This window comes from Paenarthrobacter sp. TRD_SC_7, assembly GCF_056156245.1.
The window spans coordinates 3,694,140-3,716,175 of the sequence record NZ_CM149587.1; the positions used below are offsets into that span (position 1 = coordinate 3,694,140).

Sequence of the window (22,036 nt, forward strand, 5' to 3'; positions counted from 1 at the left end):
CAGGTGCTACGACAGCAGCGCCGGAATGTCCTTGACCCCGTCCAGGATGTGGTGGTGAGGATGCGCGGCCAAGGCATCGCGGTCCAGCTTGCCCGTCAGGACACCGACTGCTGTGACGCCAGCATTGTTGGCGGCTGCGAGGTCGTTCACGGTGTCGCCGGCAGCAATCACGGCGCGGACGTCCTGCACGCCGGTCAGTTCCATGGCCCGGTGGATCATGTGCGGCGCCGGACGGCCGGCGGCTACTTCATCGGAACAGACGACGGCGTCAAGCAGGTTATCGTCGTCGACGCCCCAGCCCAGCCGCTCCAGGAGGGGCTCGGCGACGTCGCGTGAGAAGCCGGTAGTCAACGCAACCTTGACGCCCCTGCTCCGGAGATCGCGGAAGGCTTCTTCCACACCCTCCAAAGCCACTGGCGGGTTGGCGTCGTAGAACTCCACCAGCAGTTCCTTGAAGCGCTTGAATGCGGCAGCCACTACTTCCGGCGTGGCCGCTCCTCCCCCGGCTTCAATGAGGGCCGTAATGGCCTCCACCTTGTCCGCGCCCATCCATTCCTGCACAGCTTCCGGGGTGGTGGCCACACCGGTCTCCTCCACGCAGCGGGCCAGGGCAACGTAAACGTCGCCGTGTTCGTCAATGGTGGTTCCGGCCATATCGCAGGCAACAAGCTTGATCATGGGGTTACTCCTTCAGTGTGGATGCGGACCAGCGCGGCCCGGCGTTCCACGGTGTTGTCGATGGTGAAGTTGGTGAGTGCAGGAAGGTAGCGGTCCTCGGAGTATTCGAGGGGCTGCCCGTCGGCGGAACGGGTGATGCGGCGTTCGCGCAGGAGCGGAATGCCTTCGGGTTGTTCCAACAGTTCTGCGTCCTCGTCGCTGGCTGCGACGGCGTCAATGGTGTGCCGCGCGCTGTGAAGATCCACGCCTTGTTCCTTGAGGAAAGCGAAAATGGAACCGGAGTCGGTATCGAAGTCGAACAATTTCCGGCCCACGTCAAGGACGAACGTGGTGCGCTCAATCATGGCCGGAGCTTCATCCAGGTAGCGGACACGCAAGACCTCCACCACCGTGGTGCCCGGCAGGAGTCCGAGTGCATCTGCTGCTTCCGGGCTGGCTTCGCGCCTTGCCACTTCAAGGGTTCGTTGGCCGGGCTTTTTGCCGATCCCGCTGGCCCATTCAGTGAATGAGTTGAACGTGGAGAACGACTGCGATGGCACGGACGAACGGACCATCGGGGGCCGTCCCCGCCCACCCGTCACGGCACCCTCGGAGCGCAGGAAGGCGAGCGCCTGGCGGATCGGGCCGCGGGACGTCCCGAACTCACGGCACAGCTCCGCTTCACTGGGCAGCTGGAAACCCGGAGGCCACTCACCGTCGGTGATCCGGCGCATGAATTCTTCGCTCAACCTGACGTGGAGAGGGGCGTTCTGCTGTGTGCTCACAAGTTGATAATACAAGTCTGCTTCATTGGCCAGGCCGGTTTTGAACGGATCCAGATGAACTTGGCGTGAATTCAAATGAACGGACGTTAAATTCAGATTAACTTGTATATACAAGTGCCATTCTGGCTTGATTCCCCGTAACTGAGCGGCCAATGTCAGTGGTGTGAACAACCCGAGTACCTCTCCCAAAGCCGCTACCAGCAGCCCAAGCCAGCCCACCGACGTCGTGATTGTCGGCGCTGGAATCGTGGGCTTGGCCCACGCCGCCCATGCTGTTGCCAACGGCCTGACTGTCACCATCATCGAGCGCGACCACCATGCCGCAGGCGCTTCCGTCCGCAACTTCGGCCACTGCTGCATCACGGCCCAGTCCGGCGAACTGTACGAACTCGCCCAGACCTCCCGTAAGTACTGGCTTGAGTTCGCTGAACGTGCCGGGTTCTGGGCCTCCGAGGCCGGGGCCGTGGTCCTCGCCCGTACCGAGGCCGAGATGGACGTCCTGCGTGAACTCTCCGCCATGCGGGAGCCTGGACAGGTGGAGCTGCTCTCACCCGCCGGGACGCGGGCCAGGTTGGGTGCCTCTGTTTCGGCCGCTGAAGAAGCGCACGACGACGCCGGTACTTCGGGCGCAGGCTGGCCGGGCCTCGTAGGTGGCGCCTTCCTCCGGGACGACCTCCGCGTTGATCCCCGCACCACTGTGGCAAAGCTGGCCGAATGGCTGAGCCAGCAGCCCGGCGTCGAACTTCACTGGAATACCGCCGCGCTGGGCTTCAACCAAGACCCTGAAGGCGTGACCGTCCAAACGTCGCGGGGCGAGCTCAGGGCCAAGCAGGTGTTCGTGTGCGTTGGCCACGATGTCGATTACCTGTTTCCGGACCTCGCCGCGGAACACCAGATCCAGCGGTGTGCTCTGCAGATGTCCTTGGCCGCCAAACCGTCGGGCGTTGAGTTCGCACCCGCTGTTCTCACCGCAACGTCCATGCTTCGGTACCCGGCGTTCACGGACATGCCCGCCGCTGCAGCGCTCCGCTCCGAGGTGTTGGAAAACCAGCCGGAACTGCTGGAGATTGGCGCCAACGTCATGTTCACCCAGCGCCCGGACGGCACCGTCATCCTGGGCGACTCGCACCACTACCACCCCACCGCCGATCCGTTCCTCGACGAAGCGGTGACCACTACGCTCAACGCCGAAATCACGGACAGGATCGGCGAACCGCTGGAGATCATCCAGCGCTGGCAGGGTATCTATGCGTCCTCGGACGTCGCCCCCATTCTTGTCCGCGAAACGCAGCCGGGCGTCACGGTGGTCTCGGTAACCTCCGGCGTCGGCATGACCCTGTCCTTCGGCCTGGCGCACCGCAACGTCTCGCGCTTGTCCTGATTTTCCCTTCCCCCTCCAATCCCCTTCGCATAAGGATTCCCATGAAAACCTCGCTCTTCACCGGTTCCGCGCTTGCCCTGGCCACCGTTTTGGCACTGACAGCCTGTGGCGGCTCGGCCCAGTCCTCTCCTGAAGCGACGTCGGCCACCTGTCCCAACGGTGAGATCAAGTTCGGGATCGAGCCCTACGAGGACCCTGCCAAGCTCAAGCCGGCCTACGACGTCCTGGCTGCAGCCTTGTCCAAGAAGCTCGAATGCCCGGTGAGCGTTCAGGTGGTTGAGGACTACGCCGCAGAAGTCCTGGCAATGCGCAATGGCAAGCTGGACCTGGGCCAGTTCGGTCCGCTGGGCTACGTGTTCGCCGACGCCAAAGCGGGCGCTGAGCCGCTGGTTTCCTTTGGCACTGCTGAGAAGGAGCTCAGCACGTACACCGCCGGGATCTGGGTTCCCAAGGACAGCACGATCCAGGCGATCGGCGACCTCAAGGGGAAGTCGCTCGCCTTGGGCAGCGTGGGTTCGACGTCGGGTGACGTGCTGCCGCGCTTCGGCCTCCGCGAAGCCGGCATCGCCGACGCCGACATCAAGATGGACTACACCGGCGGCCATCCTGAAGCTCTGCTCGCCCTGACCAACGGCAAGGTGGACGCAGCGGAGATCAACTCCCAGACACTGGCCACTGCCATCGCCGCAGGCACGTTCACTCCGGATGAGTTCCGCCAAGTCTGGACGTCCAACCCTATCCCCAACGACCCCATCACCGTGCGCGGCGATGCCGATCCCGCCTTCAAGTCTGCTGTGAAAGACGCGTTCCTGAGCCTGGATCCCACTGACGTTGCCAAGGTGGGCGAGTTCCTGGACGTCACCCCTCCCGGCCCGCTGCTCGAGGTAACCAAGGACGACTACACGCCACTGTTCGAGCTCGCCGAGACCATGGGCCTCACCGAGAAGGATCTGTAATGCCCCTTTCTGTCCAAGGCCTGCGCAAGTCCTTCAACGGACGGACCGTGTTGCAGGGCGTCGACTTCTCAGTTGCAGCCGGTGAGCTGGTGGCCTTCCTGGGCGCCAACGGCTCCGGCAAGTCCACCACCCTGCGCTGCGTCATGGGCATCACCACCCCGGACGCCGGCAGCATCAGCATTTCCGGGAACGCTTTGGATACCCTGCAAGGCCGTGAGTTGCAGCAGGCGCGCCAGCGTATGGCGATGATCTTCCAGAAGATCCACCTGGTTCCGCGGCGCACCGCTTTGGATAACGTCTGTGCCGGCGCCCTTGCCCGAATCCCCACGGTGAGGTCGCTGAGTCCACTTCTGTTCCCAGCCGACATTCAGCAGGAAGCCCTCGAATGCCTGGATCGTGTTGGCCTTGCCGACCGTGCCTTCGACCGCGTGGGCCGGCTGTCCGGCGGACAACAGCAACGCGTCGCCGTAGCCCGGGCACTTTGCCAGCGGGCCGACGTCGTACTCGCCGACGAGCCGGTATCTGCACTGGACCCGCACGCCGCCGAGCAGGTCATGGCATTGCTACGGGAACTGGCACATTCTGAAGGGCTGGCCGTGGCCGCCGTCCTGCACCAGCCGGATCTCGCGCTGCGGTACGCGGACAGGTCCATCGGGCTCCTCCAGGGCTCCATGACCTTCGACCTCCCCTCCACAGAGGTCACGGCCGACCACCTCGACACGTTGTACGCCCCGGACCGGGACGTTTCAGACAGGACCCAGGCAGCATGACACCCCACACCTTGACCCCGGGCGTCGCGCGCCGGGATGCGTCAACGAATACCCGCGTGGCACTGCTCCGCCCCAAGAAGCCGCTGCGGTGGATCACGACGGCGGCAGTGGCGGCCGCCGTCGTCGGACTTCATGCCGTGGCCATCGAGGGGACGGACTTCAAACCGGAACTGCTGGTGGATGGCTGGAAGGGCATGGCCGCGTTCATTGGCGACGCCTTCCCGCCGGACCTCAGCTGGGAGAAGACGCTCAAGCCCGGCCTCGAAGCGACGCTTGTGACGCTGTGGATCGGCCTGCTCGGAACAACGTTGTCCGTACCGTTCGCCCTGCTCCTGGCAGCTCTGGCTGCTGAGAACACCAGCCCGCACCGGCTGGTTTACCAAGCTGCCCGCGCCATCCTCTCCTTCTTCCGCGCCGTGCCGGACATCGTCTTCGCGCTGATCTTCGTCACCGCCGTGGGGCTTGGTCCGTTCGCGGGCGTGCTCGCCCTGATCTGCCACAACACCGGTGTGATGGGGAAGCTGTGGGCGGAGTCCATGGAGGAGATCGACTCCGGGCCACAGGAAGCGCTGCGAACGGCCGGTGCCAACCGGATCCAGCAGGTAGCCAACGCAACGCTGCCCATGGTGGTTCCGCAGTTCGTGGGCCTGCTGCTTTACCGCTTCGACGTCAACGTACGGTCCTCGCTGGTCCTAGGCCTGGTGGGCGCCGGAGGTATCGGGTTACTGATCAACCAGTCCATCAAGTCGTTCCAGTTCGACTCCATGCTCACGCACATCCTGATCGTGCTGGTGCTGATCATCGTGGTGGACCAGTTCTCTGCATGGATCCGGAGGCGGCTGGCCGCTTAACGCACCCGCCTGACCCAACTGAGTCGCAATTGAGCGCGTTTTGGCCCCTCAAAACGCGCAGTGCTGCGACCCAGTTGGGTCAGTGGGGGCAGAATGGGAGTGGCCCTCTTCGGGGGTCGCGTTTTCAAGAGGGCCAACGGTGGATGGAGCAGGCATGCAGGTTGACGTTGTAGTTGTTGGCGGAGGAGCCATGGGATCGGCTGCCGCCTGGCAGCTCGCCCGGTCGGGCCGCTCGGTGGTTTTGTTGGAGCAGTTCGAGGCCGGACACCACATAGGCGCTTCCCACGGCGCCACTCGCAACTTCAACACCGCCTACGCCGAGGCCGACTACCTGGATCTGCTCGCAGAATCGAAGACGCTCTGGGACGAACTCGCAGCCGAGCACGGCGCCCCCCTTCTGGACATGGTGGGGCTCGTGAACCACGGCAACGTCCCCCGCTTACAGCAAGTGCGGGAGGCCCACGAGGCCCGCGGCATCGAGAGCTACTTCATCTCCCCTGATGAAGCCGCCAACCGCTGGCTGGGCATGAATTTCGCAACCGATGTGCTCTTCGTGCCAGGCTCCGGCCGGATCCGCTCGGCAGACGCTTTGGTGGCGCTGCGCAAGTCAGCGGAGGCCCACGGTGCCGTTTTCAAGTACTCGACGCCGGTCCTGGACATCCGTGTCACTGGCGGCGAATCAGCGGTGGTGGTGACGGAGGAGACGGAGTACACGGCCAGCCGCGTGGTGGTCACGGCCGGAGCTTGGACACCCAAGCTCATCGGCAAGCTCACTGACCTGCCGGCTTTGGTGGTAACCCAGGAGCAGCCGGCCCACTTCACTCCCAAGGACAACACGCTGGTGTGGCCGAGCTTCAACCACAGCCCCGACCCCGATCCGAACAACGAAGCCTACGAGTACTGGTACAGCCCCGTCTACGGAATGCTCACTCCCGGAGAAGGCGTCAAGGCCGGCTGGCACGGAGTCGGCCCGGTCATGGATCCAGACGAGCGCACGTTCGAGCCCATCCCCCACCAGATGGAAGCGTTGGTGCGGTACGCAGAAGAGTGGCTTCCCGGCGTCGACCCTTCCACTGCCGTGCCCATCAGCTGCACCTACACCACCACGCCCAACGAGGACTTTGTGCTGGACCACTTCGGTCCGCTGGTGGTGGGCGCAGGCTTCTCGGGTCATGGCTTCAAGTTCACGCCGGCTATCGGCCGGGTGCTGAAGGACATCGTCGACGGCGGCGTGGCACCGGAGCGGTTCCACGCGGACCGCTGAATCCATGCTTAAAAGCAACTGGCCCGCAGGCAATGCCTGCGGGCCAGTTCCGTTATGCCAGGACTACTTCAGGGTCGCGAGGACCTTGTTGAACGTAGCCGACGGGCGCATGATCTCAGCGGCCTTGGCAGCGTCCGGACGGTAGTAACCGCCGAGGTCGACGCCGGGACCCTGGACAGCGGCCAGCTCGCCGACGATTGCCTCTTCGTTGGAGGTCAGGGCTTCAGCGATTGCCGCGAAGTCCTTGGCCAACTCGGCGTCTTCGGTCTGCTTGGCCAGTTCCTGGGCCCAGTACGTGGCCAGGTAGAAGTGGCTTCCGCGGTTGTCCAGCTCGCCAACGCTGCGGCGCGGGGACTTGTTTTCCAGCAGGAAAGTACCCGTGGCGCGGTCCAGCGTGTCAGCCAGGACCTGTGCGCGGGCGTTGCCCGTGGTGGTGGCAAGGTGCTCGAAGCTGACGGCCAGGGCCAGGAACTCACCCAGGCTGTCCCAACGGAGGTGGTTCTCCTTGACCAACTGCTGGACGTGCTTGGGAGCGGAACCACCGGCGCCGGTCTCGAACAGGCCGCCACCGTTGATCAGCGGAACGATGGAAAGCATCTTGGCGCTGGTTCCGAGCTCGAGGATCGGGAACAGGTCTGTGAGGTAGTCACGGAGGACGTTACCGGTGACGGAGATGGTGTCTTCGCCCTTGCGGATACGCTCCAGGGTGAAGGCCGTGGCCTCAACCGGGGAAAGGATCTTGATTTCCAGGCCCTCGGTGTCGTGTTCCTTGAGGTACTCGTTGACCTTGGCAATCAGGTTGGCGTCGTGGGCCCGGGTCTCGTCCAGCCAGAACACAGCCGGGGTCTGGGAAGCACGGGCACGAGTAACGGCCAGCTTGACCCAGTCGCGGACCGGGACATCCTTGGTCTGGCATGCGCGCCAGATGTCACCGGGGAATACCTGGTGTTCGGTCAGGACGTTGCCCTTGCTGTCCACGAGCTGGACGGTGCCGGCTGCCTGGATTTCGAAGGTCTTGTCGTGGCTGCCGTATTCCTCGGCGGCCTGCGCCATCAGGCCCACGTTGGGAACAGTGCCCATGGTGGTGGGATCGAAGGCACCGTTGGCGCGGCAGTCGTCCAGGACAACCTGGTAGATGCCGGCGTAGGAGCTGTCCGGGATGACTGCCAGGGTGTCGGCTTCCTTGCCGTCCGGGCCCCACATGTGGCCGGAGGAACGGATCATTGCCGGCATGGAGGCGTCAACAATGATGTCCGACGGAACGTGCAGGCTGGTGATGCCCTTGTCGGAATCGACCATGGCCAGGGCCGGACCGTCTTCGAGGCCCTTGGTGATGGCTGCCTTGACGCCTTCGCGGACGTCCTCGGGCAAGTCTTCCAAGCCGCTGAGGATGGCTGCGAGGCCGTTGTTGGGGCTGATGCCTGCGGCTGTGAGCTGCTTGCCGTAGGTGTCGAACAGCTCGGAGAAGTAAGCCTTGACCACGTGGCCGAAGATGATGGGGTCAGAGACCTTCATCATGGTGGCCTTCAGGTGTGCGGAGAAGAGGATGCCCTCTTCCTTGGCGCGGGCAACCTGTGCCTTGAGGAACTCGTCCAGGGCGTCGGCGCGCAGGACGGTGGCGTCCACAACTTCGCCGGCCAGGACAGGGAAGCCCTTCTTCAGGACCTTGGTGGTGCCGTCTTCGCGCACCAGCTGGATGGTCAGGGAATCGTCGGCGTCCAGGACAACGGACTTCTCGTTGGAGCGGAAGTCGTTCTCGCCCATGGTGGCAACGTTGGTCTTGGACTCAGCGGTCCAGGCACCCATGCTGTGCGGGTTCTGGCGGGCGTAGTTCTTCACCGACAGCGGTGCGCGGCGGTCAGAGTTTCCTTCACGCAGCACCGGGTTTACAGCGGAGCCCTTGATCTTGTCGTAACGCGAGCGGATGTCCGTCTCGGTGTCCGAGGAAGGGTTGTCCGGGTAGTCCGGGAGGGCGTAGCCCTGGGCCTGGAGCTCGGCGATGGCAGCCTTGAGCTGCGGCACGGAGGCGCTGATGTTGGGCAGCTTGATGATGTTGGCTTCCGGCTGCTTTGCCAGTTCACCAAGTTCAGCAAGGGCGTTGCCCGTGCGCTGTTCTTCAGTCAGGAAATCACCGAAGACGGCGATGACGCGGCCGGCCAGCGAAATATCGCGGGTCTCCACCTCTACTCCTGCGGTCGAGGCATACGCTTCCACAATCGGCAGGAATGAGTAAGTTGCCAGCATCGGCGCTTCGTCTGTGTGGGTATAGATAATCTTGGCCATTGGCGGGGTTCTCCCTGAAAGTCTGCAGATTTCAACATCTCTAACTTACCCGAGTAGACCGTTTTGACGGCCCTTCGTGTCCGGGATCACGTGTTCGTTACCACTCTCCGGTGGTTAACGCCCGACGGCGGCCTGACCGCCGCTGCTGCCCGCCGCCGTCGAGCGCTTGCTGCTTTCCGTGCAGGGTGGGATTGTGCGTTCTGCCTCATACAGCGGGGGCGGGATCGGCCATCGGATCAGCTGGTCACTTGTAGGACTCGAACACGATCGAGTCGAAGACAGTGCGCGCCTCTCTCATCAGTTCCGGATTGATCGATTCGTCGATATGGCCAACCGCTACGACAGCCCGCTTGCCGTTCAGGTCGACCACCCGGTAGGTTTCGTGTTCATTCTGAGTTAAGTACCAGCGTGAGCAGTCGTATCTAAATTCTGAGTGGATGCATAACTTGCCGCCGTTGCAGGCGTTGAAGTCCACGCTGCTCTCGACGGAATGGTCGAACTCGAAGCCGGAGTAATTGCCCACCATGACCTTGACGGGAGGAGTGCTTGCCGTAAACGACTGCGCTGCCATCGCGTCAACGAAGGCCTTGGCCGACGGACCGACATCGGCAAGGGCGCCCCTCCATTTGCATGCGTCCATCGACACATAGAACGCGGGCGAAAGAGCCAGGTAGACGGCCCATTCAGCCGGGTGATCCGGGTCATCCTTGCCCAGGCTGTTGCCGTCGAGAGCAAACCAGCCGTCTGGGACGGTGATCTGGAAAGGCTCCTTGTAGCCGGCGACGGGGACCAGGTATGTGCCGGCGTCGATATCGCCACTCTCCGGCAGCGGGCGGACCGTGCTAGAAACGGGCCTCTCCGGCAGCGGTGGGACCGTGCGGGCCTCCGTAATCGGAGAACTGGCAGACGGCAGGGAGGCGTCGTAAGACTCATATTCGCACCCGCCGAGACATCCAATCAGTGCGATAGTCACCAAAGGCAAGAGATGGCGCGACCGCTGAGCGGGCTTTTCGAGGGGCGTCATGGAACTCATTGATCCACCAGGCCACTACTTGGTGCTGTGAGGCCCCGCAGCCGGGTGGCCACGCGGGCGGTCCGAGATGGGAAGCCGTCGCGTCAAGTCTCCTCCGGCAGAGAACCCGTGACAATGAGAGTCGGACGGAGATCAGTTTCGACTCATGCAATCCAAGACCTGTGCAACCGCGCACCAAAAGGACCTCGCTACTCAACAAGGAAGTGACAGCAAATTATCACAAACTATGAAACATCTCTTTACAAAGTTGTCATACGTTCGATACCTTCAATTCCGTCAGTCGGCGGTCGCCATCACTGACCGCCTCACTCCCTCGATAGGTAGGAACAACGTGACAAAAACCAAGACCCTGGCCACAAGCCTGCTGAGTCTGTCCGCTGCCGCAATCCTGGCGCTGGTTGGAACCACCAGCGCAAATGCGGCTCCGGTAAACACCACAGACTCCAGCGGCGCTGCGGTCAGCAGCCATGTAGTGTCGGACGCCGGCGCTGCAGACTACTGGACGCCGGAACGCATGAAGAATGCCAAGTCCGGCGATATCCTGGCCGCAAAAGCACTGGAACGCGGCAAGCTCCTCAACCTCGGCAAAGCCCCGGTCACTGAAGCCCCGGGCGCCATCAGCAGCATCGCCGGACAGCCGGCAGCAACCGATTCCAAGACCATCGACCGCAAAGTGAACCAGAGCGAAACACCGGTCAAGCACATCGGCAAGATCTTCTTCACCCTGGGCGGCTCCAACTACGTCTGCTCAGGCAACTCCGTCACCGCATCCAACAAGAGCACCGTGTCCACCGCAGGACACTGCCTCAACGAAGGCCCGGGCGCCTACGCCACCAACTTCGTCTTCGTTCCCGCCTACCTCAACGGTGCAGCACCCTACGGGAAGTGGACGGCAAAGGCTCTGTACGCCCCCACCCAGTGGGCTTCAAACGGAAACATGCAGTACGACACCGCGTTCGCCGTCATGAACACCCTCAACGGCCAGCGCCTCGCCGACGTCGTAGGGTCCTCCGGCGTTCAGTTCAACGCTGCCCGCGGCCTGAGCTACAAGGCCTTCGGCTACCCGGCAGGCTCGCCCTTCAACGGTGAATCGCTCAAGAGCTGCTCCGGCAAAGCCAGCAACGATCCCTACAACCCGCAGTTCAACAGCCAGGGAATCCCCTGCAACATGACCGGTGGCTCCTCGGGCGGTCCGTGGTTCATCGGCACCAGCTCCACCGGCTACCAGAACTCCGTCAACAGCTACGGATACGGCAGCAACTCCACCACCATGTACGGCCCGTACTGGGGCACCGTGATCCAGTCCACGTACAACACTGCTGCGGCGGCTTCGTAGCGGTTCTGAATTTCCTGGCACGTCCCTGTTAAGCACGACGGCGGCCGTCCCCTTCCGGGGGCGGCCGCCGTTGCGTTGTGCTGCTTTGTGCCTTGCGGCTGGGCCCACGCCGCCCGGGTTCCCTGGCCGAAGCGCAGCGAGGTTAGGGAGGCGGTGGGGACTAGTGGAAGAAGTGGCGCGCGCCGGTGAAGTACATCGTGATGCCGGCAGCGTTGGCTGCGGCAATGACTTCCTCGTCACGGACGGAGCCGCCCGGCTGGACGACGGCACGGACACCGGCGTCGATCAGGATCTGCAGGCCATCAGCGAACGGGAAGAACGCGTCCGAGGATGCAACGGCGCCGCGTGCGCGCTCAGGTGCGTCGCCACCGCTGGCGTTGGACGCGCCGCCGGCACCTTCGACGTCGGACTCCACCTTCACGCCCAGCGTGTTGGCGCGCTCGACGGCCAGGCGGCAGGAGTCCAGGCGGTTGACCTGGCCCATGCCGATGCCGACAGCTGCACCGTGGTTGGCGATCAGGATGGCGTTGGACTTGGCAGCGCGGCAGGCGGTCCAGGCGAAGGCGAGGTCGGCGAGCGTTGCTTCGTCGGCGGCTTCACCGGCGGCGAGCGTCCAGTTGGCGGGGTTGTCGCCGTCGGCGTCTACCTTGTCGCTCATCTGGACCAGGACGCCGCCGGAAACCTGGCGCATCTCGGAGGGGTAGCGGCCGTAGCCCTCGGGCAGGGCGAGGAGGCGGATGTTCTTCTTCTTGGAGAGGATCTCCACGGCTTCGGGCTCGAAGTCCGGGGCGATGACAACCTCGGTGAAGATGTCGGCAACCGTGCGGGCCATGCCTGCGGTGACCGTGCGGTTAGCTGCGATGACGCCACCGAAAGCCGAGACGGGGTCGCAGGCGTGGGCCTTGGCATGTGCGTCTGCGATCGGGTCTGCAGCATCGGCGGAACCGACAGCGACACCGCAAGGGTTGGCGTGCTTGATGATCGCAACGGCGGGGTCAGCGAAGTCGAAGGCAGCGCGGAGGGCGGCATCGGCGTCGACGAAGTTGTTGTAGCTCATGGCCTTGCCATGCAGCTGGTCGGCCTGCGCGATGCCTGCCGGAGCAGCCTTGTCCACGTACAGTGCGGCCTGCTGGTGCGGGTTTTCGCCGTAGCGGAGGACCTCAGAGCGTTCCAGGGACAGACCTGCGTAGGCGGGCCAGTCGATGATGCCGTCGCCGTCTTCGTCCAGGAACTGGCTGGCGGTCCAGGAAGCAACAGCATTGTCGTAGCTGGCCGTGTGCGCGAAGGCCTTGGCAGCCAGGCGACGACGGGTGTTCAGATCGAAACCACCGTGTGCAGCGGCGTCGACAACTGCGCCGTAGAAGTTCGGGTCCGTGACAATGGCGACGGCGGCGTGGTTCTTCGCAGCGGAGCGCACCATGGCCGGGCCTCCGATATCGATCTGCTCGACGACGTCATCCTGTGCTGCGCCGGACTTCACAGTCTCGACGAACGGGTATAGGTTCACCACCACGAGGTCAAACGTTTCGATCTCCATGCCGGCCAGGGTGTCCATGTGGGCCGGGACGCGACGGTCGGCCAAGATGCCGCCGTGCACACGCGGGTGCAGGGTCTTGACGCGGCCGTCCAACATTTCCGGGGAGCCGGTGACTTCTTCGACTTCCTTGACCGGGATGCCGGCGGCGGCGATCTTCTTGGCGGTGGAGCCGGTGGAAACAATGGCGACGCCCGCTGCGTGCAGGCCCTTCGCGAGCTCCTCCAGTCCCGTCTTGTCGTAAACCGAGATCAGTGCACGGCGGATGGGAACACGGTCAAGCTGCGTCAAGCTCACAAAAGTCTCCGTCTTAGTTCGCGTAGATGGCGCGGATGGTGGGGATACGGAGAGTTTATCGTGTTTCGTTGCCGCCCCGGTTTTGCGTCGCGGTTGCCCCTTCGTTGCGAGGCCCACTCTGCGCCCCACCCCGGGCGCGAAAGGCGCACACCAGGCCCCACAAGTTTGGACCCCTCGTTGCGAGGCCCACTCTGCGCCCCACCCCGCGCGCGAAAGGCGCACACCAGGCCCCACAAGTTTGGACCCCCCGTTGCCAGGCCCACTCTGCACCCCATCCCCTGCTCGACCCACGCAAATCAGGCCCCACAAATTGGTTCCCCCCGTTGCCAGGCCCACTCTGCACCCCACCCCGGGCGCGAAAGGCGCACACCAGGCCCCACAAGTTTGGACCCCCCGTTGCCAGGCCCACTCTGCGCCCCACCCGGCGCGCGAAAGGCGCACACCAGGCCCCACAAGTTGGTCCCCTTCGTTGCGAGGCCCACTCTGCGCCCCACCCCGCGCGCGAAAGGCGCACACCAGGCCCCACAAGTCCGGGCCCTTCCAAACTACGACGACGGTCGTCGCCACCCGCGCGAAGCCAACGCATCGCGCACCTTCCGTTCAGCATTGGCCCAACCACCTTTCATCTGAACATCCGAGAACTTCAACACGATCCATCCCAAGGCGCGAAGACGGTCGTCGCGCTCGATGTCCTTTCCCCACTGCAAGGGGTCTGAACGATGATGGTCCCCCTCGTACTCCATGGCAATTTTGTATTCCTTGTATTGGAGGTCGGGCGTGGACAGGTATCGGCCCTGATCGTCGAAAATTGGCTGGGTGACTTCTGGCTCCGGCAGACCGGCGTCGACTATCTTCAGACGCAGCTTTGACTCCCGCGGCAAATCGACGCCAACCCGCAACAATGGCAGTATCTCCCGGGCCATTCGGATTCCTTTGACCTTCGGTCGCCGGTCAATGACTTCCTGGATCGCGTCGATCGACGACAACGGGTTCTCCCGTGCCAACAGAAAATCTCCGGCCGCAACGAGCGACGACCTCCCCATGTGTCTGGCCAAATCCACCCACGTCCATTCCGGCGACGTCAGTTGGACCCCGTTCACTGCCCGAACGTCCCGGGCCAGCAGCGGAGCCCGGTGCCCGACTACGCCGCGACGCTTGACCCGCCCGATCTCGTGTCGTCGCGTCACGTGAATAACGCCGCTATTGCCCTCCTCCTCCAGATATATCGGAAGAGGGATCGACCAGAGGCGCGCAGCGGTCACATGGCTGACCGCACAACGGGGAGTGACGGCGGTGTGCAGCCGTCCGAGCAGTTCGAGGTCGCGTTCGTTTGACCTGGCTATACGAATGCCACGACTCGGCGTCACAAGTTCTTTCGTCTGGAGTCGCCACCGTGGCACACCGGCAGCGTAAGCGTCCGCGACGAGAAAGCCTTGTGAATTGACCTCCGACGGCAAAGGGATGGGATTCCGCATAGGACCATGTTTGCGGGAAACGATGGCTCACATCCGGTTATCCACAGAAATCACCCTCGGAGCCGCTCCTGACTATTCCTCCACAGAAGTTGCGAGGCCTGCTCTGCACGCAAAGCACGCCCAATACCACGCAGAACAGGCCCCGCAACTCGTAACCCATCCACTGTGAGGCCCACTCTGCGCCCCATTTCCCGGGTTTACCACGCAGAACAGGCCCCACAACACAGGGTCCACCAGTTGTGAGGCCCACTCTGCGCGGCAAACCCGCAATCAAGAGCGCAGATCGGGCCCCGCAACATAGGGTTGACCCATGGAAGCCACTGAGGTCGTTCTTGTTGCCGATGTAGGGAAGAGCCGTTGCCGCGTGGAGTTGCGCAGCGGTGAAGAGTTGCTGGGCGCAGCGGATCAGCGTGGTTTCCCCGGAGTGCACGTGGACAACGGGCCCACCCTCGCCTTCGAACTCCTCCTTGAAACCGTTGGCTTGTTGCCGCCGGGCCTACCCGTCAGCACCTTGACCGGCGTTGGGGCCGCTGTGGCCGGCGTCGAAGCGTCCGCGGAAAAGTCGCAGGAACTCGCCACCATGTTGTCCCAAAGATTCAGCGTCCCCGCGGCCGTCCTGTCCGACGCCACGGCCGCCCAACTCGGCGCACTTCAAGGCGCCCCCGGCACCACGCTCATTGTGGGCACAGGTGCGGTGGCCTTCCGTTTCGATGAAGCCGGCGTCCTGCACCGGGCCGACGGATGGGGACCCTACCTGGGTGATCGCGGCAGCGGACGATGGATCGGTCAGCAGGGACTCCAGGCAGTTCTTGAAGCGCACGACGGCGGGCCCGCCACATCGTTGTCTGCCGCGGCCGGCGCTCTGGTTGAGTCGCCGGAAATGCTCCCGGGGTGGCTCGCGGCGAACGAGAACCCCTACCGGGCGATGGCCCGTTTCGCGCCGTTGGTTCTGCACGCAGCGGAGGCCGGTGACGCCGTCGCACATGACATCATCGGCGAGGCGTGCCGCATCCTGACCCATACCGTGAAGCTCGCATCCGGCGGCGATGAGGCCGGGACGCCCCGTGTGGCGATGCTGGGCGGAGTGGTGGGATCGGACTTCTTCGCAGCGCTCTTGCGGAAGTCCCTCGCTTCGGCTGGGATTGAGGTGGTGGCACCGCTCGGCGATGGCTTGGATGGCGCTGCCCTCGCTGCGACGCGCCGCGGGCTCATCCAGGAAAGGTATATCCACCGTGACGGAACAAACTGGCCCGACTAACGCCGACAAACTTGCGGGCCTGCGCACGGAACTCGCCGGATTACAGACCGAAGCCACGGCCGACGGCCTGGACAACCTGGACATCCTGGGCACTGAAGAACTGGTTGCTGCGATGCTTGCCCACAGTGCAGGAGTACACGCTGCGGTTGAGGCTGCAACTCCCGCCATTGTTCAGACCGTCGACGCCGTTGCAGAGCGACTCCAGCGCGGTGGCCGCCTTTTGTATGTGGGAGCCGGAACGGCCGGACGACTGGGTGTGCTCGACGCAAGCGAATGCCCGCCTACGTTCGGCACTCCGCCGGGACTCGTCGTCGGACTTATCGCCGGCGGTGTGCAGGCGATCCAGAAGCCGGTGGAGTACGCCGAGGACAACGCAACTGCCGGCGCACGCGACCTGCACGACATCAACGTGACGGAAGCGGACGCCGTCGTAGGTATTACTGCCTCGGGCCGGACGCCATACGTGATCGGCGCGCTGGAAGAAGCGCGGAAGCGGGGTGCGTTTACGGCGTCGCTGGCGTGCAACAAGGGCTCGGCAGTGAGCCACCTGGCGGACGCCGCGATCGAGGTTGTGGTGGGTCCGGAGTTCATCGCGGGCTCCACTCGGCTGAACTCGGGCACTGCCCAGAAACTTGTCCTCAACATGATCAGCACGTTGGTGATGGTGAAGCTCGGCAAGACGTACGGGAACCTCATGGTGGACCTTCGTGCCACGAACGAGAAGCTGCTGGCCCGCTCGCAGCGAACCGTGCAGCACGCCACGGGTGTGGACGCGCACACAGCTGCTGCTGCTTTGGACTCGGTTGGTGGTTCGGTGAAAGCGGCCATTTTGGTGCTCCTGACGGGCATCGACGCTGGTCAGGCCAAGGGTGCCCTGGAAGAAGCCGGCGGTTTCCTGCGGAGGGCCATCGAGAACCAGAAGTAACGCGGACGGCGGTGTTGGCCCCAGCGCATAAAGTTGCATGCAGGAGGGCAAATGAATACATACACAGCCGTGCCCAGCGGCGAACAAGTTGTGCAGGAACTGCCGTGGCGGTGGAAGGTCCAGGGGCGGATTTTCCTGATTGGTGGGCTCGGGTTCATGTTCGACGCCTGGGATGTCACGCTCAACGGCATCCTGATTCCGCTGCTGTCCAAGCACTGGTCGCTGCAACCGGCTGACGCCGCGTGGATCGGCACGGCCAACCTGATCGGCATGGCGGTGGGTGCGTTCGCATGGGGAACCATCGCGGACACCATCGGGCGCAAGAAGGCCTTCACTGCCACCCTCCTCATTTTCAGCATCTTCACGGTTCTGGGCGCCTTTGCCCCGGACATCGTATGGTTCTGCATCTTCCGCTTCATGGCCGGCTTTGGTTTGGGTGGCTGCATCCCCGTGGACTATGCACTGGTAGGTGAGTTCACGCCCCGCAAGCAAAGGGGCAAGGTGCTCACGGCCATGGATGGTTGGTGGCCTATCGGGGCCGCGCTCTGTGGCTTCGTCTCCGCTGGGCTGGTTGCGGCATTCGGCGACTGGCGGCTCACAATGCTGATCATGGTGCTGCCCGCGCTGCTCGTTTTCTGGGTTCGGCGTTCGGTTCCGGAGTCGCCGCTGTTCCTGATTCGGGCGGGCCGCCGGCAAGAGGCGGCGGCGGTGATCGATGGTTTGGTCGAGGCGACGGGTGCTTCGCCCCGCGCGTATAGCCTGCCCGAACCGCAAGCCGCACCGAGGCTTTCCCCCGGCAGCGCGTGGACCCAGCTCCGCAATATCTGGACATTCAACTGGAAAATCACGACGGCGGCCTGGGCCTTGTTCTTCAGCATCCTGTTGGTCTATTACCTGTCGCTGACGTGGATGCCCCGGATTCTCATCGGTGCCGGATTCGAGGAGTACAAGGCGTTCGTCACGACGGCGAGCATGGCCGCCGTCGGGCTTCTGGGCGTGGTGGTCGCAGCGCTGCTGGTGGAGCGCGTGGGCCGCAAGTGGATCTTGGCCATCACAGGTCCGTTGTCCGCGTTGACCTTGGTGATCGTGGCGTTCGTGGTGGACGTGCCGTCGGCCGCTGTGTTCTGGCTGCTGGTGTTCGGCTTCGTGGTGCAGGTGGCCATTCCTGTGCTTTACGCGTATGTGTCCGAGCTGTACCCGACCGAGCTTCGCGGCTCCGGCTTCGGCTGGGCATCGACATTCTCCCGCATTGGGGCAGGCTTCGGCCCCTTGGTGTTTGCCTCGTTCTTCTGGCCTGAGTTCGGGTTGGCGCAGTCCTTCGCGATGGCTGGGGGCTTGGTCCTGCTGTCCGTGCTGTGGATGGCGTTCTGTGCCCCGGAGACGAAGCAGCGCGTCCTCGAATAACCGTCCCTCGGCCCCCAACTGGGTCGCAGTAGAGCGCGTTTTGAGCCGTCAAAACGCGCTCTACTGCGACCTACTTGGGTGCCCAACCGCGTTGTTCGAGCGCCCGCCTCACCTTGGTCACTGCGGTCGTCGCGCCAGTAGACATGTGGCGCTTGGAGATCCGCACAAGGATCCATCCTGCGCGGCTGAAGTCTTCTTCGCGGGCGATATCCCGCACGATCTGTGCCGGATCCGAATGCCCTTCACCTTCGTATTCAACGCCAACGCGCTGCTCGCGATAGGTGAGATCCGGTTGACGCACGACGCCGGGACTTAGCTCCGTGCGTACGTTGACTTCCGCTGTGGGCAGGCCAGCCCACTTGAGCGCCAGCCTCAGCCTCGTTTCGGGTGCGGAGTCGGCGCCAACACACGCCTGTTCCAGAGCCAATCGGGCCTTGCGGATTCCCGGTGTCCCCCAGTGTCTGTCCAGCATTTCCTCCAGCTCATCCATGGTGCAGTGTGGCTCACTGCGGCCCTCGAATTCCGACCGGGGAATGCGGAGCAAATGGTCGGCCACGACCGTGATCTCGTCGATGTCCATTTTCCGAGCACAGTCCAGCCACGTGCGAGCCCGACTGGTGATAAGGAGGCCACTGAACGTGGTGATTTCATCCTCGAAGAACTGTCCCCTGTGGCCCACCACACCGCGCCGTCGAGGGATGGCCATGGCGTGGGGCCGCGAGATGTGGATGTCGGATCTGTGACTCCCAGGTAGAAACCCAGGGAACTCCCACAGCAAGAAAGCAGTGGCATGCGAGGCCGCCGAAAATGGCGTGACCAGAGTGACCGGTCGAACCATGTCCGCTAACGCATGTTCTGTTTTCAGACGAGGGACTCGAATCGCCCGGCTCGGCGAGTCCAGACCGTGGTGACTCAACCGCCGTCGAGATATCCCGGCTGCAACAGCTTCCTGCCATGTGAATGGCATCGACGAGAGTGGTTCAGGCATCGGCCGAGGAGTCTTCATGGCCCAATGCTGACAAACATCACCATGTCCATGCGGCGTTATCCACAGGCGCAAGATGCTCTACGGAAACTAGGTAGCAGCACAGCGCGTTTTGAGGGGTCTAAACGCGCTTAAATGCGACTCAGTTGGGTCAGGGGGCAGGTGCGGCGGCGAGGTCTGCAAGGGTCTGGACCAGCAGGCGACGCTCTACTACCTTGATCCGCTCGTGCAGGGTTTCCTCGGAGTCGTTCGGCTCGATGACCACGGCTTCCTGCGCAATGATTGGGCCGGTGTCCACGCCGGCGTCGGCCCAATGGACTGTGCAGCCCGTGACCTTCACGCCGTACGCGATTGCGTCGCGCACTCCGTGGGCACCCGGGAAGGACGGGAGCAAGGCGGGGTGGGTGTTGACGTACTTGCCGCCGAAAGCGTTGATGAAGTCTTCGCTGACAATCCTCATGAAACCCGAGGAAACCACAACATCCGGCTTGTAAGACAGGACCTTGTCCCGCAAAGCAGAGTCCCACTCGGCGCGGGTTTCGAAGGAGTTGAAGTTGACCACGAATGTCTCGATTCCGGCCTCGTCGGAGCGCTCCACACCGTACGTGTCGGGCCGGTCGGCGCCTACAGCTGCGATCTCGACATCCAGTTCACCCGACTTCACGGCGTCGATGACTGCCTGAAGATTTGAACCGGTACCGGAGACGAGGACAACAATGCGCATTGCACTAGCTTATGGGCGGCTCGCGTAGGCTGGAAAACATGAATCCCGACGTCGGTCCCAAGCCGAGCCAGCAACCCCGCTCCGAGGCCGAAAAGTCCGCCCTCGGCGTGACCCAGATCCTTTTCCGCGCTTTCCTTTTGACTGCTTTGGGCGCGTTCTTCGTGTTCTCCCTGAACGTGAACTACGTGTGGTTGAGCGCCATTCTGACGCTCGCAGCTTTGGTGTTGGGCATCGTCGTTTTGGTACGGACGCTGAAGTACAAGCACCCCAAACTGATGCTGTTCGGGACGATCTCGGGCCTTGTTGTCACGGCCGTCATGTGCCTGCTGATCCTGACGTCGGTGCTCTTCTTCAACCAGGTCAGCACGTACCAGGATTGCGCACGCGGGGCGCTCACGGAATCCGCCAAGACACAGTGCCTCACGCAGCTCGAGGACTCGATGCCCGCACCGCTGCGGTGACCTGCCCGCTGCGCTGACCTGCCCGCTGCGTTAGACCAGCGCTACTGAGCGGACCGGCTCAGGCGTGTTCGTCGTCGTACGCTACTTCGTCCAGGTTCGCCTCGCGCAGCTTCTGACGGCGTTCCAGCCACGGCCCCACTGCGTAGCCAATGACGACGCCGATCCCCACTTCGGCGGCCAGCCAGACTGCCGTCCACAGCGGGTGGGGTCCGATTTCCGTGAGCCGTCCAATGCCTGCTGAACCCCGGGAGATCCAGGCCAGGGCCCCGCCGAGAAGCCCCGCAACGGCGCCAATGAACGCGCCCAAAAACAGGGTGGAGACGGTGGCCGTGAACCAGCGGGCTTTGATCTTGATGGAGAGCCATTCGTCGAAATGGTTCTCGCCTTCGCGCAGGAACCACCAGCCCGCCAGGATGCCGGCGACGACGGGCAGTGCGAGGGCCATGGCACCGAAGTCGAGCTGTCCAGGGGGGAGTGCGCCAAGGACCGGCACCGCCGGGAGCGGTCCGACGGCGGTGCCCAGCGGACCCGCGGTGGAGCCAACACCCAGTGAGAAGCCTGCGCCGCTGGACCAGGACAGGGCGAAGATGACGAGATTGGGCAGGAAGCCGAGCTGTGCGATCGTGAGTACGGCACCGCCCATGGCGCCAGCCTGCAGGCCCTCATAGACGGCGATGATGTCCGTCCAATGCCACACGATGGTCACAGCCAGCAACAGCGCGGCCAAACAAACAGCGGCCATCGTCGCCACGAAGCCAGCCTTCATCGCCGAGCCAACATATGAGCCGGCCCAGCGGGAATGCTGACTGGTCTTTGCGAGCCAGGCGACGGCGTCGACGCCGATCAGCCGGCTCCACGAGCCTGCTTCGCGTCGTGCACCAACAATCATGCCCAGGCCGAAGGAGATCAGCGGAATGGTCATGGCGAACCACAGGTTAATGACGACTTCCGGGGTTCGGCACACGAATCCGGTGGCCGTCCCAAATGCCGCATACACAACGAACGCGCCAAGGAACGCCTGCCACAGCTGGTCGGTGTACGACGCCCGGGCAAGTCGACGGCCTGCCCGCCACGCGAGCAGGAATGGAATGAGTGTCAGGCCAAGCGGAATGAGGGACAGTAAGCCCGAACCTGGTTGGGCCGCAGTGCCGAGGTTGACATGCGCCAGCTCCAAGGGGACGCCGTGGATCAGCAGCCAGGCTTGGCCGCCCAAGCGCGCCAAGGCGTCCACGTTCCGGTTCTGGAACCCGTCGGTAGCCCACACTCCCACCAGCGGAAGAATCACGACAATGGCCGAGATGAACGCTGCCTGGGCCGCTTCCAAACCACCCTGCAGCCAAAGGGGCATCGGGAGGCCACGGTTTCCGGTCTGATCAGCGCGCAGTTTCATCGTGATCTATCGTGCCACGGTAGGCAGCACTCCCCCGGCAGGCGCCCCTGAAATACCGCGAATTCCAGCGCTTTTTCCCATGGGCCGCCGTAAAATTGGAGGTATTCTCCCGGGGGGACGAAGCCCGCAATGACCACCTCAGCTCCACCCCGCCCTGCACAGACTTTGAAAGGCCCGGAAAATAATCGAAGCCGGGAACTAGGAGCGGCCAATGAATAGGTGTCACAACTAATAACAGAAAGTCGTACTAGCAGCTGGTGCAGCCGC

The 22,036-nt window shown here is 63.5% G+C and carries 19 protein-coding genes; 10 read left to right on the top strand and 9 right to left on the bottom strand.

From position 1 onward, the window contains the following. Window positions 1-6: 6 nt before the first annotated feature. Together AC0J5Z_RS17600 and AC0J5Z_RS17605 are read right to left on the bottom strand one after the other, a co-directional pair. Window positions 7-678 (bottom strand): phosphonatase-like hydrolase, encoded by a 672-nt coding sequence (locus tag AC0J5Z_RS17600; protein ID WP_475034813.1) that lies wholly within the window; start codon window positions 676-678, stop codon window positions 7-9. Beyond that, a complete protein-coding gene (locus tag AC0J5Z_RS17605; protein ID WP_475034816.1) occupies window positions 675-1,442 on the bottom strand; it encodes a GntR family transcriptional regulator in 768 nt (255 codons plus the stop codon). The genes AC0J5Z_RS17600 and AC0J5Z_RS17605 overlap by 4 nt, the downstream gene beginning before the upstream one ends. A 163-nt stretch (window positions 1,443-1,605) precedes the next feature. Here AC0J5Z_RS17605 and AC0J5Z_RS17610 point away from each other — a divergent pair, with 163 nt between their 5' ends. The 5 genes from AC0J5Z_RS17610 to AC0J5Z_RS17630 all read left to right on the top strand — a co-directional run bounded on the left by AC0J5Z_RS17610 (window position 1,606) and on the right by AC0J5Z_RS17630 (window position 6,664). Then, window positions 1,606-2,823: a TIGR03364 family FAD-dependent oxidoreductase gene (locus AC0J5Z_RS17610; RefSeq protein WP_475034820.1), complete on the top strand. Its 1,218-nt coding sequence runs from the start codon at window positions 1,606-1,608 to the stop codon at window positions 2,821-2,823. A gap of 41 nt (window positions 2,824-2,864) precedes the next feature. Beyond that, window positions 2,865-3,779, top strand: a complete 915-nt coding sequence (locus AC0J5Z_RS17615) for a phosphate/phosphite/phosphonate ABC transporter substrate-binding protein (protein ID WP_475034823.1) — start codon at window positions 2,865-2,867, stop codon at window positions 3,777-3,779. Then, the gene (locus AC0J5Z_RS17620; protein ID WP_475034827.1) at window positions 3,779-4,549 is read left to right on the top strand and encodes a phosphonate ABC transporter ATP-binding protein; all 771 of its coding nucleotides are present in this window, start codon (window positions 3,779-3,781) and stop codon (window positions 4,547-4,549) included. The genes AC0J5Z_RS17615 and AC0J5Z_RS17620 overlap by 1 nt, the downstream gene beginning before the upstream one ends. Beyond that, window positions 4,546-5,400 carry a phosphonate ABC transporter, permease protein PhnE gene (gene phnE / locus AC0J5Z_RS17625; protein ID WP_475034832.1) on the top strand — a complete coding sequence of 285 codons (855 nt, stop codon included), beginning with the start codon at window positions 4,546-4,548 and terminating at the stop codon, window positions 5,398-5,400. Before AC0J5Z_RS17620 ends, phnE begins: the two co-directional genes overlap by 4 nt. Window positions 5,401-5,554: 154 nt before the next feature. Further along, complete coding sequence (locus AC0J5Z_RS17630; RefSeq protein ID WP_475034836.1) at window positions 5,555-6,664, top strand: FAD-dependent oxidoreductase; 1,110 nt, start codon at window positions 5,555-5,557, stop codon at window positions 6,662-6,664. Window positions 6,665-6,727: 63 nt separating this feature from the next. On the opposite strand, the gene AC0J5Z_RS17635 is transcribed toward AC0J5Z_RS17630, so the two are convergent. Together AC0J5Z_RS17635 and AC0J5Z_RS17640 are read right to left on the bottom strand one after the other, a co-directional pair. Continuing rightward, on the bottom strand, window positions 6,728-8,947 hold the full coding sequence (locus tag AC0J5Z_RS17635; RefSeq protein WP_475034840.1) for an NADP-dependent isocitrate dehydrogenase: 2,220 nt from the start codon (window positions 8,945-8,947) through the stop codon (window positions 6,728-6,730). Window positions 8,948-9,191: 244 nt separating this feature from the next. Then, complete coding sequence (locus tag AC0J5Z_RS17640) at window positions 9,192-9,980, bottom strand: hypothetical protein (RefSeq protein ID WP_475034844.1); 789 nt, start codon at window positions 9,978-9,980, stop codon at window positions 9,192-9,194. Between the two features lie 226 nt (window positions 9,981-10,206). On the opposite strand from AC0J5Z_RS17640, the gene AC0J5Z_RS17645 reads away from it, so the two are divergent. Continuing rightward, entirely contained in the window at window positions 10,207-11,316 is a 1,110-nt protein-coding gene (locus tag AC0J5Z_RS17645; RefSeq protein ID WP_475034848.1) for a trypsin-like serine peptidase, read from the top strand. Between the two features lie 160 nt (window positions 11,317-11,476). On the opposite strand, the gene purH is transcribed toward AC0J5Z_RS17645, so the two are convergent. Beyond that, the gene (gene purH, locus AC0J5Z_RS17650) at window positions 11,477-13,147 is read right to left on the bottom strand and encodes a bifunctional phosphoribosylaminoimidazolecarboxamide formyltransferase/IMP cyclohydrolase (RefSeq protein ID WP_475034852.1); all 1,671 of its coding nucleotides are present in this window, start codon (window positions 13,145-13,147) and stop codon (window positions 11,477-11,479) included. 545 nt (window positions 13,148-13,692) lie between these two features. Next, the gene (locus tag AC0J5Z_RS17655; protein ID WP_475034856.1) at window positions 13,693-14,622 is read right to left on the bottom strand and encodes a hypothetical protein; all 930 of its coding nucleotides are present in this window, start codon (window positions 14,620-14,622) and stop codon (window positions 13,693-13,695) included. Between the two features lie 310 nt (window positions 14,623-14,932). On the opposite strand from AC0J5Z_RS17655, the gene AC0J5Z_RS17660 reads away from it, so the two are divergent. Genes AC0J5Z_RS17660 through AC0J5Z_RS17670 form a run of 3 tightly spaced genes read left to right on the top strand, consistent with a single transcriptional unit; the run spans window position 14,933 to window position 18,209 of the window. After that, complete coding sequence (locus tag AC0J5Z_RS17660) at window positions 14,933-15,880, top strand: N-acetylglucosamine kinase (protein WP_475034859.1); 948 nt, start codon at window positions 14,933-14,935, stop codon at window positions 15,878-15,880. After that, window positions 15,855-16,805 carry an N-acetylmuramic acid 6-phosphate etherase gene (gene murQ, locus AC0J5Z_RS17665; RefSeq protein WP_475034863.1) on the top strand — a complete coding sequence of 317 codons (951 nt, stop codon included), beginning with the start codon at window positions 15,855-15,857 and terminating at the stop codon, window positions 16,803-16,805. The genes AC0J5Z_RS17660 and murQ overlap by 26 nt, the downstream gene beginning before the upstream one ends. A 51-nt stretch (window positions 16,806-16,856) precedes the next feature. Then, window positions 16,857-18,209, top strand: coding sequence for an MFS transporter (locus AC0J5Z_RS17670; protein WP_475034865.1), 1,353 nt, complete (start codon window positions 16,857-16,859; stop codon window positions 18,207-18,209). A 70-nt stretch (window positions 18,210-18,279) separates the two neighbouring features. On the opposite strand, the gene AC0J5Z_RS17675 is transcribed toward AC0J5Z_RS17670, so the two are convergent. Both AC0J5Z_RS17675 and purN read right to left on the bottom strand, forming a co-directional pair. Continuing rightward, window positions 18,280-18,915 carry a hypothetical protein gene (locus tag AC0J5Z_RS17675; RefSeq protein WP_475034869.1) on the bottom strand — a complete coding sequence of 212 codons (636 nt, stop codon included), beginning with the start codon at window positions 18,913-18,915 and terminating at the stop codon, window positions 18,280-18,282. A gap of 430 nt (window positions 18,916-19,345) precedes the next feature. Continuing rightward, window positions 19,346-19,918, bottom strand: coding sequence for a phosphoribosylglycinamide formyltransferase (purN, locus tag AC0J5Z_RS17680; protein WP_475034873.1), 573 nt, complete (start codon window positions 19,916-19,918; stop codon window positions 19,346-19,348). A gap of 11 nt (window positions 19,919-19,929) precedes the next feature. Between purN and AC0J5Z_RS17685 the strand changes: the two genes are divergently transcribed. Continuing rightward, the gene (locus AC0J5Z_RS17685; RefSeq protein ID WP_475034878.1) at window positions 19,930-20,379 is read left to right on the top strand and encodes a hypothetical protein; all 450 of its coding nucleotides are present in this window, start codon (window positions 19,930-19,932) and stop codon (window positions 20,377-20,379) included. A 58-nt stretch (window positions 20,380-20,437) separates the two neighbouring features. Here the strand turns inward: AC0J5Z_RS17685 and AC0J5Z_RS17690 are convergent, their stop codons facing one another. Further along, window positions 20,438-21,769 (bottom strand): cell division protein PerM, encoded by a 1,332-nt coding sequence (locus AC0J5Z_RS17690; protein ID WP_475034882.1) that lies wholly within the window; start codon window positions 21,767-21,769, stop codon window positions 20,438-20,440. Between the last annotated feature and the right edge of the window lie 267 nt (window positions 21,770-22,036).

Excerpts from the sequence above, each read along its gene's own strand:
- AC0J5Z_RS17600 (WP_475034813.1), bottom strand. The coding sequence starts at position 678 with ATGATCAAGCTTGTTGCCTGCGATATGGCCGGAACCACCATTGACGAA.
- AC0J5Z_RS17615 (WP_475034823.1), top strand. The coding sequence starts at position 2,865 with ATGAAAACCTCGCTCTTCACCGGTTCCGCGCTTGCCCTGGCCACCGTT.
- AC0J5Z_RS17620 (WP_475034827.1), top strand. The coding sequence starts at position 3,779 with ATGCCCCTTTCTGTCCAAGGCCTGCGCAAGTCCTTCAACGGACGGACC.
- phnE (WP_475034832.1), top strand. The coding sequence starts at position 4,546 with ATGACACCCCACACCTTGACCCCGGGCGTCGCGCGCCGGGATGCGTCA.
- AC0J5Z_RS17630 (WP_475034836.1), top strand. The coding sequence starts at position 5,555 with ATGCAGGTTGACGTTGTAGTTGTTGGCGGAGGAGCCATGGGATCGGCT.
- AC0J5Z_RS17635 (WP_475034840.1), bottom strand. The coding sequence starts at position 8,947 with ATGGCCAAGATTATCTATACCCACACAGACGAAGCGCCGATGCTGGCA.
- AC0J5Z_RS17640 (WP_475034844.1), bottom strand. The coding sequence starts at position 9,980 with ATGAGTTCCATGACGCCCCTCGAAAAGCCCGCTCAGCGGTCGCGCCAT.
- AC0J5Z_RS17645 (WP_475034848.1), top strand. The coding sequence starts at position 10,207 with ATGAAACATCTCTTTACAAAGTTGTCATACGTTCGATACCTTCAATTC.
- AC0J5Z_RS17655 (WP_475034856.1), bottom strand. The coding sequence starts at position 14,622 with ATGCGGAATCCCATCCCTTTGCCGTCGGAGGTCAATTCACAAGGCTTT.
- AC0J5Z_RS17660 (WP_475034859.1), top strand. The coding sequence starts at position 14,933 with ATGGAAGCCACTGAGGTCGTTCTTGTTGCCGATGTAGGGAAGAGCCGT.
- AC0J5Z_RS17670 (WP_475034865.1), top strand. The coding sequence starts at position 16,857 with ATGAATACATACACAGCCGTGCCCAGCGGCGAACAAGTTGTGCAGGAA.
- AC0J5Z_RS17675 (WP_475034869.1), bottom strand. The coding sequence starts at position 18,915 with ATGGCCATCCCTCGACGGCGCGGTGTGGTGGGCCACAGGGGACAGTTC.
- purN (WP_475034873.1), bottom strand. The coding sequence starts at position 19,918 with ATGCGCATTGTTGTCCTCGTCTCCGGTACCGGTTCAAATCTTCAGGCA.
- AC0J5Z_RS17685 (WP_475034878.1), top strand. The coding sequence starts at position 19,930 with ATGGGCGGCTCGCGTAGGCTGGAAAACATGAATCCCGACGTCGGTCCC.
- AC0J5Z_RS17690 (WP_475034882.1), bottom strand. The coding sequence starts at position 21,769 with ATGAAACTGCGCGCTGATCAGACCGGAAACCGTGGCCTCCCGATGCCC.